Source organism: Bifidobacterium sp. ESL0690, from assembly GCF_029392315.1.
GTDB lineage: Bacteria > Actinomycetota > Actinomycetes > Actinomycetales > Bifidobacteriaceae > Bifidobacterium.
Window position 1 is genome coordinate 755,191 of the sequence record NZ_CP113939.1, and the last position, 16,430, is coordinate 771,620.

General features: G+C 52.2%; 10 protein-coding genes. 5 read left to right on the forward strand and 5 right to left on the reverse strand.

The features are described 5' to 3' along the window. The first annotated feature begins 117 nt into the window (after positions 1-117). Positions 118-2,823 (forward strand): excinuclease ABC subunit UvrA, encoded by a 2,706-nt coding sequence (locus tag OZX62_RS03020; RefSeq protein WP_277176540.1) that lies wholly within the window; start codon positions 118-120, stop codon positions 2,821-2,823. Positions 2,824-2,993: 170 nt separating this feature from the next. Here OZX62_RS03020 and msrA read toward each other — a convergent pair whose 3' ends face one another. From msrA to OZX62_RS03040, 4 genes are all read right to left on the reverse strand, one after another. After that, the gene (gene msrA, locus OZX62_RS03025) at positions 2,994-3,983 is read right to left on the reverse strand and encodes a peptide-methionine (S)-S-oxide reductase MsrA (protein ID WP_277176541.1); all 990 of its coding nucleotides are present in this window, start codon (positions 3,981-3,983) and stop codon (positions 2,994-2,996) included. Between the two features lie 164 nt (positions 3,984-4,147). Further along, positions 4,148-5,161: an alpha/beta hydrolase gene (locus OZX62_RS03030; protein ID WP_277176542.1), complete on the reverse strand. Its 1,014-nt coding sequence runs from the start codon at positions 5,159-5,161 to the stop codon at positions 4,148-4,150. A 98-nt stretch (positions 5,162-5,259) separates the two neighbouring features. After that, positions 5,260-6,510: an MFS transporter gene (locus OZX62_RS03035; RefSeq protein WP_277176543.1), complete on the reverse strand. Its 1,251-nt coding sequence runs from the start codon at positions 6,508-6,510 to the stop codon at positions 5,260-5,262. Positions 6,511-6,712: 202 nt separating this feature from the next. Next, on the reverse strand, positions 6,713-7,636 hold the full coding sequence (locus OZX62_RS03040) for an AraC family transcriptional regulator (RefSeq protein ID WP_277176544.1): 924 nt from the start codon (positions 7,634-7,636) through the stop codon (positions 6,713-6,715). A 380-nt stretch (positions 7,637-8,016) separates the two neighbouring features. On the opposite strand from OZX62_RS03040, the gene OZX62_RS03045 reads away from it, so the two are divergent. Next, the gene (locus OZX62_RS03045) at positions 8,017-12,501 is read left to right on the forward strand and encodes an SNF2-related protein (RefSeq protein ID WP_277176545.1); all 4,485 of its coding nucleotides are present in this window, start codon (positions 8,017-8,019) and stop codon (positions 12,499-12,501) included. Positions 12,502-12,527: 26 nt separating this feature from the next. After that, positions 12,528-13,475: a restriction endonuclease gene (locus OZX62_RS03050; protein WP_277176546.1), complete on the forward strand. Its 948-nt coding sequence runs from the start codon at positions 12,528-12,530 to the stop codon at positions 13,473-13,475. Positions 13,476-13,508: 33 nt separating this feature from the next. Here OZX62_RS03050 and OZX62_RS03055 read toward each other — a convergent pair whose 3' ends face one another. Then, positions 13,509-14,495 (reverse strand): hypothetical protein, encoded by a 987-nt coding sequence (locus OZX62_RS03055; protein ID WP_277176547.1) that lies wholly within the window; start codon positions 14,493-14,495, stop codon positions 13,509-13,511. 423 nt (positions 14,496-14,918) lie between these two features. Between OZX62_RS03055 and OZX62_RS03060 the strand changes: the two genes are divergently transcribed. Together OZX62_RS03060 and OZX62_RS03065 are read left to right on the forward strand one after the other, a co-directional pair. Next, the gene (locus OZX62_RS03060; RefSeq protein WP_277176548.1) at positions 14,919-15,173 is read left to right on the forward strand and encodes a P-loop NTPase fold protein; all 255 of its coding nucleotides are present in this window, start codon (positions 14,919-14,921) and stop codon (positions 15,171-15,173) included. Positions 15,174-15,180: 7 nt separating this feature from the next. Then, entirely contained in the window at positions 15,181-16,407 is a 1,227-nt protein-coding gene (locus OZX62_RS03065) for a P-loop NTPase fold protein (RefSeq protein WP_277176549.1), read from the forward strand. Positions 16,408-16,430: the final 23 nt, after the last annotated feature.

Consider the following 16,430-nt stretch of genomic DNA (forward strand, 5'->3'; position numbering starts at 1 on the left):
TTTATGTACTGTGATGAAAGTTGCTTTTATTGACTAATTTGACTCTGGGGAATAACTGGAAAAGCATGCGGCAGGGGCAGGCGTTACAGTTGGCATCATGACTTTGGAAGGTTTGGCATGACAGCATCACGATACAAGGTTTCGGAACACGGTGATGAAATTTCGAATGAAGATAGCCGTCAAGTTTCTGTACCGCAGGCCATCGAGGTGCGAGGCGCTCGCGTCCACAACCTGCAGGATATCGACGTCGCGATTCCGCTGAACGAGCTCGTCGGCATCGCTGGGGTCTCAGGTTCCGGCAAATCGTCGCTTGCTCTTGGAGTGCTATACGCCGAAGGTTCGAGACGCTATCTTGACGCACTTTCGACCTATACCCGCCGCCGGATGACGCAGGCCGAGAAGCCGCAGGTTGATTCGGTACGGTTCATTCCGCCGGCTTTGGCACTGCGGCAACGGCCGGGTGTCGGCGGTATGCGTTCGACATTCGGCACTTCTACCGAAACCCTGAACGTACTGAGGCTGATGTTTTCGCGCTTGGCTTCGCACCGCTGCCCGAATGGCCATTACCAGGAACCGACGCTCGATGTCGCCGCCGAGATTCCCATTCATTGCGCGGTTTGCGGTGCTCTCGTCGAGCCGCCCAGCGCTGAGCAGATGGCGTTCAATTCCACCGGTGCCTGTCCGACCTGCCAGGGGACCGGAACCATTCACGAAGTCAACGATGCTGCGCTTGTTCCCGACGAAAACCTCACTATCGATGAAGGTGCCGTTGTACCGTGGCGCACGTTCGGCTTCAACGTCCAACCTGATATCGTTCGCGAATTTGGCGTGCGCACCGATGTGCCGTTCAAGGACCTGACTGACAAGGAACGTGACATCGTCTTTAACGGGCCGGAGGAGAAGAAGCCCATCACTATCACTTCGGTCAAAGGTGTACACCATCTCGGTTTCACGTTCCGCAACGCCAGGCTGACGGTGACCAAAGAACTTGATCGAGCCAATGACGAGAAACGGCTGGCGAAGGTTTCGAAGTTCCTGGTCGAGCGGACCTGCCCGGATTGTGGAGGATCTCGTCTCAATGAGGCCGCGCGTGCTCCGAAAATCGGCGAATACAATCTGGCCCAGGTCACGGCGTGGCCGTTGCGCAAGGTGCTTTCCTGGGCGAAAACGGTTCCGGATTCGTTGCCGCAGGATATGCGGCAGATGGCCGATAGCCTGGTTGAAACTTTGGAGGATATGGGCCGCAGACTCATACAGCTTGGATTGGGTTATTTAACGCTTGACCGCGCCAGCTCGACGCTTTCCACCGGCGAGCGGCAGCGTGCCCAGCTTTCGCGTGCGGTGCGCAACGAGACCACGGGTGTGCTGTACGTGCTCGACGAGCCTTCCACTGGCTTGCATCCGGCGAATATCGAAGGACTCATCGGCGTGATGCGGGATTTGTTGGCGTCCGGCAATTCGGTGGTGTTCGTCGATCACGACGTCCACGTGCTCAACGCCGCGGACTACTTCATTGAGATGGGCCCGGGCGCGGGCAGTCGAGGTGGTCGTATTCTTGCGCAAGGCTCGCCAGAAGAGATACTACGTAATCCGAAGTCACGTATCGCCGGATTCCTTGACGGGTCGCAGCCCGTGGTGGTCCGCAAGCGTCTTGCGTTGCCGCGGGTTTCGGAAAACGCCTGGATTGGCATGCAGACCGAGGCCATTCATACTGTGCATCCGTTGGATGTTGCTATTCCGCGCGGACGGATGACTGCTGTCACTGGCGTCTCTGGTTCCGGCAAGACTACGATGGTCTTGGAATCCCTGATTCCGGCGCTGCAGGCTCAGGAGAACCACACGCCGCTGCCGTCCCATGTTCGCTCGCTCGATGCTGCTGGTATCACGCGTGTGCGTCTCGTCGATTCCACGCCAATCGGCATCAACGTCCGTTCGACGGTTGCCACCTACACCGGCATTATGGATATGCTACGCAAGGCTTTTGCATCTACAACGTCTGCCAAGAAACGCAAGCTGAAGGTCTCGGCATTTTCGTACAACACCGGTTCGTTGCGTTGCCCGCAGTGCGATGGCACTGGCCAGATCAGCCTCGATATTCAGTTCCTGCCTGATGTCACCATCACCTGCCCGACATGCGAGGGCCGCCGTTATCGTCCCGAAGTCAACGATGTGCGGCTAGCAACGCCAACTCACCCGCAAGGGTTAACGCTTCCCGAAGTGCTCGATTTGGAAGTTGATGATGCTCTCGATGTCTTCGCTCTTGATGACGATTTCGGCTCGGCTTCCGGTTCATCGTCACGTGGTGCTGCCAAACAAAATCGAAGCAACGCTCCTTTGAACGTTTCGGATGCCAGTGACACATTGGATGCTACCGATTCCGGCGATATGATTACCTCCGCTCTGCTCCGGCGCATCCACAAAGCGCTCGAAACGCTTCACGATCTCGGCCTCGGCTACCTCACCTTGGGTGAGGACACCCCGAACCTTTCCGGTGGCGAAGCCCAGCGTCTTAAGCTTTCCAACGAACTCGGGAAGCGGCAAAACACTTCACTTTTCGTTCTCGATGAGCCGACAACAGGTCTGCACCCGCTAGACGTGCGCACGCTGATTGAGGTTTTGCAGCGTCTTATTAAAGGCGGCGCCACAGTGGTTTTCATCGAACATGACCTCGATATGATCGCCAACGCCGACTACGTCATCGACATGGGTCCTGGCGGCGGTGAGGAAGGTGGCACAGTCGTTGCCACTGGTACCCCGAACGAGGTCGCCAACAACCCAGCCAGCATCACCGGACGCTATTTAGCTAAACACATGACTAACTGAAACAGCTGCAATGGCTGCTATGAACAGATGCTCAGAACTGTTGTGATGTTGCAGATTTGAGCACGAAAAAGCGGTGTGGGTAGCTGTTTCTTATCCACACCGCCATACTCAAACCGAAACTTTAGTCGCATTCACTTTTGGTTTCGGTTCAGGTCTGCTTCAACCTCAGCTCACTGAGCGTCATCAAGCAACTTCACATACTTGCCGTACCCTTGCGCCTCCATCTGATCGCGCGGCACGAAGCGCAGCGAGGCTGAGTTCATGCAGTAACGCAACCCTCCGCGGTCCTTCGGTCCGTCATCGAAGACGTGCCCCAGATGAATCTGCGAGTCGGCGGTGCGGATCTCGATGCGCGGACGTCCGGGAATCTTGATGTCGCGGTGCTCCGTCAAAGCGGACGAATCGATTGGCTTGGAGAACGCTGGCCAGCCGCAGCCGGCGTCGAATTTGTCGGTGGAGAGGAACAGCGGTTCGCCGCTCACGACATCCACGTAAATGCCCGGCTCGAAATTCTGGTCGTACTTGTTGGTAAACGGAGCCTCGGTCGCTGCCTCCTGCGTTACCGCGTACTGCTCCGGGTCGAGGTCCCAGACGCGCTCGATATAGCGCTGCCGCTTGCCGACGTTCAGTAGCTTGGCCACCGGGATGTGGCAGTATCCGCCCGGGTTCTTGTCAAGATAATCCTGATGATAGGTCTCGGCGGGGTAGAAGTTGCGCAGCGGCTCCACGATCACCGCAGGTTCACGCCCCTCGCGCGTGGCAAGCTCATGCAAAGCCTTCTCGTATATGGCTTTCTGCACCTCGTCGAGGCAGAACATTGCAGTGCGGTATTGTCGTCCCGTGTCGTTGCCCTGTCGGTCGACGGAGAACGGATCGATGACGTCCAGAAACAGCAGTGTCAGTGTCCGCAAGGTTACGCGGGACGGATTATAGCTGACGCGCACGGTTTCCGCCGCGTCCGTTATCCCGCTGCAAACTTCTTCATACGATGGGTTCTCCTTGCGAGATTGCGCATAGCCGACCTGCGTGTCGGTGACCCCGTCGACGCCCTGAAAATACCGTTCGACGCCCCAGAAGCATCCGCCGGCAAAGTAAGCGGTCTGGGTTTCGGTCTTAGCGTTGGTAGAAAGGTTGTGGTCAGTCTTATTCATCAATGTCATCCTCGTTTCCTTCAGTGGTTATATCGTCGGTATGACACATAATCTACCGTTCGCGTGCGCAAGATTGAAGAACATACGCGGCAGGCGTAGCAACGTCAATCCGTCACTACGCCTGATTTGTAATGCATGTTGTCAAGGGGCAGCAAGCCGAGAATGAAAAGCTTTTACACCCTTGTGCTCAGCCAATCAAGCACGATGTTGATGGCTTTGGTCGAGCGAAATCCCCGGAACGCGTGGCAGGCGTTGTCGAGTTTGATGAAGGTCACGTCCTTGCCGAGCGCCTTCATGGTCTCGTAGAGACGGCAGCTTTGGTTGAACGGGACGAGTTGATCGCGCCCTCCGTGCATGATGAGTGTCGGCGGGGTCGGACGGTCCGCCGATAGATACGACATCGGCGAGGCTTCGCGGTTCCGTTCGGGGTTTTGCAAAACGTCGACATGGCCGATTTCGAATCCCTCGGGGCTGTCGGCATCCGAATGGTTCTGGGAACTCGGATAGTAATTCATCTTCGCGAAATCCGTCGGGCCATACCAATCGACGATGGCCTTTACCTCGGCGCTGGTGCCTTGGTGTTCGTCGGTATCCGGTTCGTGGTCACCGGTGAAACCGGCCATCAGCACGGTGTGACCGCCTGATGAATCTCCCCAAAGCGCTATGCGTTCGTCATTGGCGTGGAAGCGCTTGGCGTTCTTGCGGATGAAACGCACCGCGGTCTTGCAATCCTGCATCTGGGCCGGGAAGGGGGCGATGTCGCTTTGGCGGTATTTCAACGTTGCCACCACATAGCCCTGTTCGGCGATACGCACGCAGAAATTCGAATATTTCAGAACGTCCTGCTCGTGGAAGGCGGATCCGCGAACAAAAACGATGACAGGCCAGCCGCCATCAGGCAGTTTTGCCTCGGGATTGTTGTCGAACCCGGGTTCGAACACCCAGAGTGGCAGATCGATGCTGGATCCGTCCGCAAGTGTGCGGGTCGCGTAGGTCATCTGCTGGATGTCAACCTCGTAGCCGAAATCGTCCTCATCGAGGTCCGAGATCACTTGGCACCCTTCGGGACATTCGTCGGTGTGGTTGAAATAGCCGTCTTTCACGGCAAACGTCGGTAATGGCGTCAACGGCGAGCTTGAGGCGGGTGCGACAAGCTTGTCGACATCAATGGTTGTTGGATTGTTCATATTAACTTCTTTGTCTTTCTATTCGGATAATTCCGATAATTTTGATAATAATAAATTTTGCTGGCCGACGGCGTTAAGGAACATCGCCGGCCTGTCGATTACTTGGCGGCTTGCACTTCCTTCGTTTCGTTTTTGCGGTCGGCCATGTTGAACACCACGATCATGATGATGCAGACAACCATGAGGATCGCGGCCTCATTGAAAGACTTCTGCGTGCTGGTGATCCCTGTGATGGCACCGATTCCGGCGAAAACATAGGACGGGAGGAACGCGCCGATATTGTTGCCGAAGAATGCATAGGAAGTCGCCTGTGCAGAAAGCGTGGCGTCGGTGTGTTCGTTGACTAGGAAGTTCACATACGGCATGAACCAGCAGAATCCGAGGCCGAGTAGAACAGCGGCGACATACCAAAGCGCCAGCGAACCCGTATTTGCCCAAAGCACGAACGCTACGGCCTGCATGGCGATGGCGACGATGCCGATATGCATGCCGAGGAAGCGCTTCGCATAGCCGAAGACCAGACCTCCGAGGAAGGAGGACACTGAGACTACGGTTATGACGGTGGCCGCCTGCACTGCGGTGATGGTCTTGGTCTCTTCGGCAGCCAGAGAAAGATTGACGCTGTAATAGCCGTAAGCGGTCGCGAATACGATTTGCAGGATCATGCCGAAATAGGCCGAAAGGGGCATCTTGCGCTTGGGCTGTGAAGTGTCCTTGCTGCCTTTGTGGATACGACCGATTTCGTTGACGCTGTTGGGAATGAACAGCCAGACCAGGATGGCCACCACAAGGGCGATGAAATAGACGTAGTAGAAATAGTGCCAGTTCACCGTCATGATTCCGGCGATGGCCGAAGAGAAGATCGCCGCTCCAAGGCCGACCATCGCGGATTGCACGCCCATCATGGTGTCGGCTTCATGACCTTTGAAGCAATCGACGATTAGAGACGCCGCCAGGGGCTGGATGAGCCCTACACCGAAGCCGCAGAGCACACGGACAGCCGTCTTCAGTGTCAGATCGGGGATGAACATCGGCAAAAACCCGCCGAGGAAGCACAGCAAGGTGCCTGCCAGACAGATGTTTTTCTTGCCGACGCGCGCCGCCAGGTAGCCGCCGACCAAGGTCGCTACGATGCCGCCGATTACCGGGATATTGACGAATCCCTGCAATTGCATGGTTGAGGCGTGCGGATAGTCCTGTTTGAGACTGGAGACCACGGACATGGTCACGCTCACGCTGCAAAGAATCAGCGAAAGCGCCAGTATGGCGGTTTTCAGTAAGGTTCGTTTTGCTCCGGATTGGGGCAGTCCGGCAATGGCGTCGGACGATGAGTCAACAAATTCGTTCATGATGCTCCTCTTTTTGCTTTGGCAGCTATGCCAAGGTTTCTATATTTCAAGAAGCTCGACGCTGAGAATGAATGCCCCCCGTTGAGCCTCTTGTAAATGAGCCTATATGATAATTTTTGTCTTTCGAAGGTCAGATTTTGACAGTGACGGACATTTTTTAATAGATTATTTGTGAATTGCTATATGGTTTTTGGCAGAAGCGTCACGGTTTCATTCGATTCTGCTGGCGGAATTGCGTAGGGGAAACACGGTATCGTTTCTGGATTGTTCGTACCAAGGATTTTGCTGAAAGGCCATTGTTCGCGGCTATGGTTTCTATCGTGTCATCGGTCATCAGCAGCTCATCGGTGCAATGCCGCAGACGGATGCCGGTGAGATATTGCTTGGGTCCCATGCCGGCATGTTCGCTGAAGAAACGGGAGAAATATTCTGGACTATACCCGAATTCCTCGGCCACTTCGGCAATCGATAACGTGCTGGAGTAATGGCGTTCCATGAAGTTGACAATCGGTTTGATATTGTCGTCAACGTTATCGGCCTGTTCAAGACGTTCTGATTCGTTTTCCACGGAATATGTCGAATAGATATGGCCGAGAAGTGTGAACAGGGTTCGGTTGACGTTGACCAGACGCAGGTCGGAATTCGTGTCATCCATTGCTTTGATCAGTTCTTCGCACAATTTGGTCATGGTTTCGTCCGGGTAATCCGTTCCCTCGCCGATCGGGGTACATTGCATGATTCGTGTGTTGCAGAGATTGGGGCTCATCGCGTCAAGTCTCTGGTCGTCAAAAGTCACCGAAAGTACGCTCTGGCTGTTCGCGTGCGGAACGGGATGGATGGCATGGAAGGCATCAGGACTTACCAGGCAGCACTGGCCATCGGTGATGCGCGTGGAGTACCCGTCGATGAGCATTTGCACGCAGCCGTGTTTTGCAAAGAGGAATTCTGGGCCGCGGTGCCAGTGTAGGGGCACGTCCTGCGCGGGCATTTCTTCGTGAAGTTGGATAATTGCTGGATAGGCGGTGGGAAATCCTAGATTCTGCCGGTTGTTCTGCTCCAGCGTCGGTGCGTAATCGAGGTCCTCGGAGATGTGAAATGTCGAGGATTGTGCCGCAAGTCGAACCATGCTTCGCCATATTAGTCTTTCAGTTAATGAATGGCTAGTTGTCTGGCATTGGAGTGAATGAATGGATACGAAGGGGCACTTATGTATTGCGGGTGCAGTGTGCGGGCACGTTGCCGCTAGGAAGTTGCCACTACGGTTGAGGTGTTGAGATTTTAAGGTATCTCGTGTTTTCGTTCCTTTTTGTGTCCGCTTGCTGCGTTCCTTGTAAACGAAACAGCATTTCACTGGATTTTGAAAAGGAGTAGAATAGAAGTTTGCGGTCTTTGACATTTGGCGATGATATCGAACGTCATATTTGATGATGATATTTGATGATATCGAGACCGGCGATAATTTGGGATTGAATCGGCTGCGATAGGCCGTGAAAAGAGGAACGCGATTTGGATTGGCATGCGTCGGTGTACGGGTCGAGAACCGGGAGCTCAGGGGGATTCGGGCTTGGGTCAGGTTCCGACAACGATACGTTCGGCGGGATTGCTGACCCTGACAGCGGCGTGACTTTCGGCGCCAACGAGCCGGCCGTTCCTGAAAAGGTCCTGCGCCAGCGCGGCGGCAAAGCTTTCTATCGTGCCTACGAGGTCATTTCCAGCGGTCGTATGCACAGCCTGACCTGCACTCCCGGTGAGGACGGCACGTTGCTGGCCGCATCGGTTGAGCCTGCCGACGAATTCGCGGACGATTACGCGGTGAGCGCTCGGATTGATGAGAACCATGGCGAGATTATCGATTCGGACTGCACTTGCCCGGCGTTTGGCCGGTTTGGTGCCATCTGCAAGCATGTCATCGCGCTGATTATGCAATACAATGACACGCCTCAGAAGTTCGAGGAGCTGGGCAACGGTGTGGCCGCTTCGAGTTCGCGGGGTGGAACGGGACTTGGCGCTCGCCGACAGAGGATCGTTCGTCGCACGTCGCGTGCATTGCGTTCGTTCATGCAGCACGAGGATTCGGCGCTCGAGGAACAAGCCAAAAATCGTCAGCTAGATTTGCTCAAGGAAGTCAGCAGCCGCGCTTCCGGCGACATCGGCAGCGGGGTGGCGCTGAGCCGGCACATGCCCATCGGCTCGGTCGTGCTGCGCCCGATGTTGGAAAATTCCAGCCGCGATTGGTACTTGCGCCTGCACATTGCAGTGCCATCCAAGGGAATCTCCTACGTCGTCAAGGACGTGCGCGCGTTGGTCGAGGCCGTTCAGCGCCGCGAATTCGTCACCTACGGCAAAAAGCTCGCGTTCGTGCATTCCCGCGATTCGTTCGACGAGCGTTCGCGCTCGATTCTGGCCATTCTCGGACGCGCCATCGAGATCCGCAAAAGCGTTTCCGGTGATTATGAGTTCTACCAGAGCAAGGCGGAATCCCAGGAAATGCGGCTTTCCGACGACGAAACTTCGGAATTGTTGAATTTGTTCGTCGATGCGGATGTGACGCTTGATTATGTACCGTTGCATGGCAATTTTGCGTCGGCCATTCCGGTTCGCGTGGTTGACGGTGATCCTGATTTGGGTCTTGAGGTCGTTCGCGCCGAGAATGAGGATGATGGCGAAAATAATTCACAGCAACCGCACCGTAAATCTACGCGACAAAACGATAAAGAATCGTCGCAAAAATCCGGTTACGTAATCCGTCACTCTCTGAATATCCAGAAATTCATTATCGGACGAGGCTCGTCGTTTGTAGTTGTCGGATCGCCGGATGCGAGCCGTGCGTTCAGCTTGGATACCCCTGAGATTCATCGTTGCTCCAGTGCAATGACCACGAACCGCAACCTGCTCGGGGTGCTCTGTACCGGAGACGAACGTGGTGATTTGTATTTGAGCAGTGACGATATCGAAGAGTTTTCACGCACCGTACTGCCCGCGCTTGACCCGGTTCCTTCGGATAGTGGCGATGGGGCTGGCAAGGATAATGGTTCCGATAATTCTGAGGACACCGATAGCGCTGGTAATGCCGGTGAGAACGATAAATCCGGCAATAATTCCGTGTTCGGTGAAACAGATTCGGATGGCCTATCACAAAGTGGTACTGGTAAAACGGCTTCAGACGAATCGTCACAAAACGGAACCGACCAAACCTCCGGTACGAAATCCGCAGTAACCGATGACCTCACGCCAGCTACATCTCGCGGCACGTCCCACCACGGAATTGCCGTCAAGCTGCCGCCTGAACTCATCAAGATGCGCCGCGTGCCTTGCCATATCGAAACGTATCTCGACCGCGACAAGAACGGCATCACCTGCGATGTGCAGGCGCGTTATGGCGATGAACGCTTCCACGTCTTCTCCGGTATCGGCCCGAACGAACCGGTCGCCCGAGACCGTGAAACCGAACGCTTGGCCGTGGAGGCCGTGCGTCAGTATTTCTCGATGCCCGACGGCCCAATCGCGCGCATCAAGGAGGATAACGACAAGGCGATTTATAAGCTGCTGAACGAGGGGCTTCCTGTTTTGCGGGGTCTGGGAGAGGTGTTTTCCACGCCAAGCTTCGACGGGCTCACTTCCTCGCCGCATCCCGTTTTCAAGATCGGTCTGTCCATCAAGTCTGGTTTGGTCGAAATCTCGCCGATCGCCGACGAAATCGACCCGTCCGAAGTGCCGGCATTGCTCAACAGCTACCGCAAGCGCCGTAAGTTCCATCGCCTGCGCAACGGTGCCTTCGTCAATATGGCCGATGTCGACACCAGCAAGTTGGACGAGGTCAGCAACGACCTGGGCCTGAAACCGGTCGACCTCGATTCCGGAGCCGTCTCCGTGCCTGCTTACGAGGCTTATTACCTTGATAACGAAGCAGAGGACGAGGACAAGAGCGACGAATTCCGCAGCTACCTGAACGATTTGCGCGTCATCGACCCGAAGACCTACAAGGTGCCGAAGTCGCTCGCGCACGTGCTGCGTCCGTATCAGGTCGAAGGATTCCGTTGGCTCAACGCCGTGGCCGACAAGGGTTTCGGCGGCATCCTGGCCGACGAAATGGGCTTGGGCAAGACCGTGCAGATGCTTTCGTATCTGGTGTCGCGTCGTGACGAACAGCGCCAGGTCGGCCCGAATCTCATCGTCTGCCCGGCCTCGCTGGTTTACAACTGGGCTGCGGAATGTGCCAAGTTCGCCCCCGAGCTCAACGTGCAGGTGCTCGCAGGTTCCAAGGCCGCCCGTCGTGCGACGCTCAAAAATACCAAGGCTTGGTATGAGGGCAGGAAGGCGTCTGGCACTGGTAAAGTCGACAAATCTGGAATGCGAGTGGAAAGCAATAAGTCAGATAATTCAGGTTCGAATACCGACGAAACGGAGCAGCTGACTCTTAATCAGCGTGTTTCCGACCCGCAGCAGGCAAGTTTCGATATTTCGATGGATGATGCTGACCTTCTGAACCACAATCAGATGCTCAAGGATTCTGATGGCGAGCAACTGACTTCTAATCTGTTGGTCTCGGGGAAGCAGCTGACTTATAATCCGTCGGTTTCCGCTGCGCGCACCAATGATCGTGTCGTATCCGCATCGAGCGACGACGGCTGGCAAAGTGCCGATAGCCCGCAGCCGATGGATGACGATGACACACCGCAATGGGTTGCGCCCGACGTCTTGGTTACTTCATATGATTTGCTGCGCCGCGATATCGACGATTACGAAGGCCTCGAATGCTATTGCATGACACTTGACGAGGCGCAATATATCAAGAACCACGCCACCAAGTCTGCCCATGCCGTGCGTTCCGTCAGTGCGTGCCACCGTTTCGCCCTGACCGGTACGCCGATCGAGAACCGGCTTTCCGAGTTGTGGAGCATCTTCGATTTCCTCATGCCCGGCATGCTGGGAGCCTATAAGCACTTTCGCGACCGCTTCGAAATGCCGATTCTTTCTGGCGACGAAAACGCTCAGGCCAAGTTGCAGGCGTTCGTCGGCCCGTTCATTTTGCGGCGTCTCAAGTCGCAGGTGTTAAAGGACTTGCCGGACAAGATCGAGAACGTCATCACTGTCCAGCTTGAAGGGGAGCAGCGTCGGCTGTATGCCGCGCTCGAGCAGCAGCTTCGTGCCACGCTCAACAAACAGCGCGATATCGAATACAAGACCGGCAAGATTCAGATTCTGGCCCAGCTCACCCGCCTGCGTCAGGCCTGCTGCGACCCGCGCCTGTTGTTCAGCAATGTCGGCAGCAACGTCGTCAAGAAGGATGCGCACGTCTGGGGCGCGCCGACCCGCGAGATCGAACGTGCCGACGACGAGCCGATCGATGAGCTCAGTGAGACCGCCGATGCGTCGGCAAACGCGATTGTAGGGAATGACGGTTCAACGGTTCGTAACGCTTCGGATATTTCTAAAGCCGGAATGTCAACCAAGCCTCGTAAGGTCACGTCTGCGAAGCTCGATGCCATCGAAGAGCTGGTCTCCAGCTGCCAGGATGCCGGTCGCAAGATGCTGATCTTCTCGCAATTCACTAGCTTCCTTAACCTGATCGCCGAACGTCTGCGCAAGAACGGCGTCGCCTACAACGTCATCACCGGTGCCACCCCCAAGCGCAAGCGCCTCGAGCTGGTCGACCAGTTCAACTCCGACGACACCCCGGTTTTCCTGATCTCACTGAAGGCCGGCAACACGGGCCTCAACCTCACGGGCGCATGCGTGGTGGTGCACGCCGACCCGTGGTGGAACGCCGCCGCGCAAGAGCAGGCCACTGACCGTGCCCACCGTATCGGCCAGACCCAGGACGTCAACGTCTACCAGATCGTCGCCAAGGACACCATCGAGGAGCGCATCCTGAAGATGCAGCAATCCAAGAGCGACCTGGCCCACCGTTTCGTCGACAAGGCCGGCACCGGCACCTCCGCCGGCATCTCGAACCTCACGAAGGACGACCTGTTGCAGTTGTTGGGATAGGGATTATCTAAAGGTAATATTTATTTATGACTGATTTCGGACTAAGCGACAAGCTCATACCGCTGTTGAAGGCTTACGTGATTCCGCTGGCGATAGCTGTTGCGGGCATCATCCTGGTTGTCTTGTTGCTGCGTCAATTGCGTCAGATTTGGCTGGCTGGAAAGGTTCGTAAGGCTTGCAATGTTGAAGTGCCGAAAGGAATCAGGATTGGTCGGTCCAGAGATGCTGAAGACATTGGCAATTTCACCTTGCGTTTTCCGTATTGGCAGTTCCCTAAAAAGGACGGAACAGCTGATCAGCGTCGCTCAAACAACAAAATCAACAAGCCGAAGAGCGTTCTTGAGGTGGTTGGTTTCTCGTTCAAGTCCAAGAACCCGTTAACCTTGTACGATTTCGTTCTTGAGATGCGCCATCACGGCAATGCAATCGGCTATTCCGGCATGGAATCTTTCAAGCGCCAGCGGGTGATTCAGCGGGTCAAAGTGCGGCAACGTGCCACCTCGATCCAGGCCATTGTCGACAGCTTCTCCTCCCATCCCACCGATTTCGAACCGTTCTGCGCCGATCTCTACCGGCGATACGGCTATCGGGTTTCCGTCACGCCTCCCACCAACGACGGTGGTTTCGATTTGAAACTGACGAAGGATGACCTCACCTACATCGCTGAATGCAAGTGCTTCGACCCCAACCATCATATTGGTCGTCCGCTTCTGCAGAAGCTCGTCGGTGCGAATAAAACTCAGCAAGTACAAGGCCTGATTTTCATCACAACCAGCAGCTATTCCGCGCAAGCCATCACTTACGCGCGCGAATGCAACATCCAGCTGGTCGATGGCAACACGTTGGTTACTATGTGTCAAAAGGTTTGGGGCAACGCTCTTCCACAGCAGGCTGTAAACCCGAGCGCCTTCGAGCTGACAAAAGACGAACTTCTAGCCCAGATTCCCGAGGATATGCAGTATAGGTTTGTGTAATGAGTTCTTAGTATTCTATAGTATCTAGAGCTTTTACCAGTTAGTTCCCCAACGATCTTTTAGATATTTGTTAATTAATATTTGTGCATCTTCGGGCTCATGCAATCTTGGAAAACCATGGTTGGTGGTATATCCTGACAGTTCCTTTAATAACGGTTGTAAACAAAAATGTACAGCTGCAGGTTGCTTCCATAGATCCAAACAACTTGCACTGCCTATAAATTCGGTTAAAAAGAGTACTTCTTCTTTTTTATGTTCCTTATTTAATTGCCTTGCTGCTTGCGTTATCCTCGTAGATAGGTCTTGAGCCAGATTCTGGATGTTATCCTTTTCTGGTTTTCCTGCAATGATTAATTCATTTACATATTTAGCTTTTTTAGCACGTGGAAAAGCAATTACTGAATAACGAGGATCACTTAATTCTTGGATTAATAACTGTGTCAGTTGTTCTTCCTTTGGGACTTCATCAAGCTTGAATATTAAGTTTGATACTGCTGACATTTCGGCAGACCATAAAAAACCGCTTCTTGCGTTCGAAGGAGGTAAATCAGGTAATGAAGTCGGCATTAAATATTTTTTAATATTCTTCCATTTTTCTAATTTTCCTGTCGGAATACTAGGTAGCTTCCAAACCATGATAAATAAATCATGTAAGCTGGTATCAACAATACGTTGCTCTATTTGAGAAGCGAGAGCACCTGTTTCCGGAATAGTCTTAGAAGGATTTAATATTTTCCATTTCCTTCTGCCACATGCAATTTCTTGTTTCTCTGTCTTAGGATTTTCTTTTGGAGTATCAAATAAACTTTTAAAATTTGGCCCGAATGCTTTGTCTAAATCACTGGAAAACTTATCATAAGTGTCTTTGTGGTTAGGGCCATAACCTGACCACAAGGCACGTTCTACAAAAGTTCTACGATGCCCGCCGCCGTGACAATGGCATTTACACCTTTGACCATAAGCTGCCTCGCAGCTACCATCATGTGGTTTCATAGATGTGACATTTTGCGTTTGATCCATAGTTTTATTCTATTATAATAAAAAGAAACTTACATGTTCATCCTGTTGGTAAACTTTTGAAGCTGTTGTTATATCGTCTATCTATGCAAGTCGTTGTTTTATCATAAATATTTTTTGTTTTGCCTTAGAAGGCTTATCCATAATAATGTTATTCATGTCGTACTCAATCTTTCGAAGAGATTGATAATAGTACGTCAAAGTTACTGCATATTAGGAAGAGCAACAATTGTGGCTGTTTGGAGCGCATGTCCAATACTGGTAGCTTTAATGAAGCTCTCAAATAATGGATGCCAGTTTGCTACGATGAAGTTTAGATTCCTTGAATAATTGATTTGTTGATTCCAGATGATCGGCCTTGTCTACACTGTTATTCATAAGAATATTTGTTTAATAAGAAGTATGTGTCAGAATTAGGGAGTTTCAATGTCCAAAGAGGAATCGTGCTTTTTAGATGATGCTCCAATCGATTTTGAAAGCCAAGACCGCTATAACCGCGGGAAATATGTTGCTCGGTTAGCAAGTTATTTATTGTCGACTGAAAATAATAATGGTCTTGTTGTAGGTGTGACTGGTCCTTGGGGTTCAGGAAAAACGTCGGTTAAAAATCTTTTGCAACGTGAACTTAGAAAGGAAAAGAAAAAGCCAAGGGATTTTATAATTACAAATTACAGATTTTAACCCTTGGATGTTTACCGGGACTTCGGATTTAGTTTCGCTCTTCTTCCAAAGTATCTCATCCGAATTACATCCGCATGTTCAGAAAGCAAAAGAACGTGCGGTTGCGCAGGCTGATAAAGTAGAGTTCGTCTCGAATCTCATTCCTTCATCTAAGGTTCTTAAACATTTGTCTCTGGCCTTCGATTACTTATCTAATGCATTGAAAATAGATGATTCTGTAGATGCTCTTCGTAAAGCTCAGAAGAAAGTAAGAAAGGAATTGAACAAAGCAGAGAAACGTATTTTCGTTTTCATTGACGATATAGACAGGCTTTCTGAAAAAGAAGTAGATGAGTTATTCGCAGCAATCAAAGCTGTGGGGCAATTCCCCTACGTTACATATTTACTTTTCTACGATCAGACTGTTGTTGAAAAAGCGCTAGAACAACGTGGTCATATTGATGGTAAAGAATACTTGAAGAAAATAGTCCAAGTTCCGGTTCGTTTGCCGGATCCTTTGTCCGCGCAAATATTCGATGTTGCTGTAGATGAGTTACGTAAGGAATCACCAATGGAAGATTTTCCTCAGAAGGACAATATTGTTGGTCCTCGAGAAAGAGCAATCTTGGAAAATTGCTTACGACCATACATGACTACCTCTCGAGACGTTAACCGATTCATGAATGAATTCCGCTTTAGATATTCTTTAATTGGTGATGAAGTTGCATTTGGCGATTTAGTAGGTATAACGGCACTGGAAGTGTTTGATATGCCCTTATGGGACTGGATTGCACAGCATAAACAATTGCTTTCCTTTGTCCCAGAAAGTTCAGTCACAGAACTATTCTCCAAGCGTCTGTTTGACACACGGGTTAATCAACTTCAGTTACTTCTCGGTGATGATTCGGAATTAGCAAAGAATTCAGAACTGTGGGACACACGGAAAAATGCTTTATCCGTGCTATTCCCTTCTGTAGATCGAGCGCTAGATGAGCACTCTTTAAAGAGCGTCGTGAAAGATGAGCAGTACAGATTTATTTGTTTTTCGAATTACGTGGATTCGTATTTTGAGTTAGAGCCACCTGCTGATAGATTTACTCAGAAAGATTTGCACTCCTTGCTTTTCGATGTTGATTTGTCGGAATATCAGCAATCAGAGATTATTGAATCAGAACAATTTGCAGATTACATTCTTACTCGAATAATGGATGTTGAACGATCTCGCATTACTTGTTTTTTAAATTACTTTTTTTAACGTATATGATGCGACCGCTGATA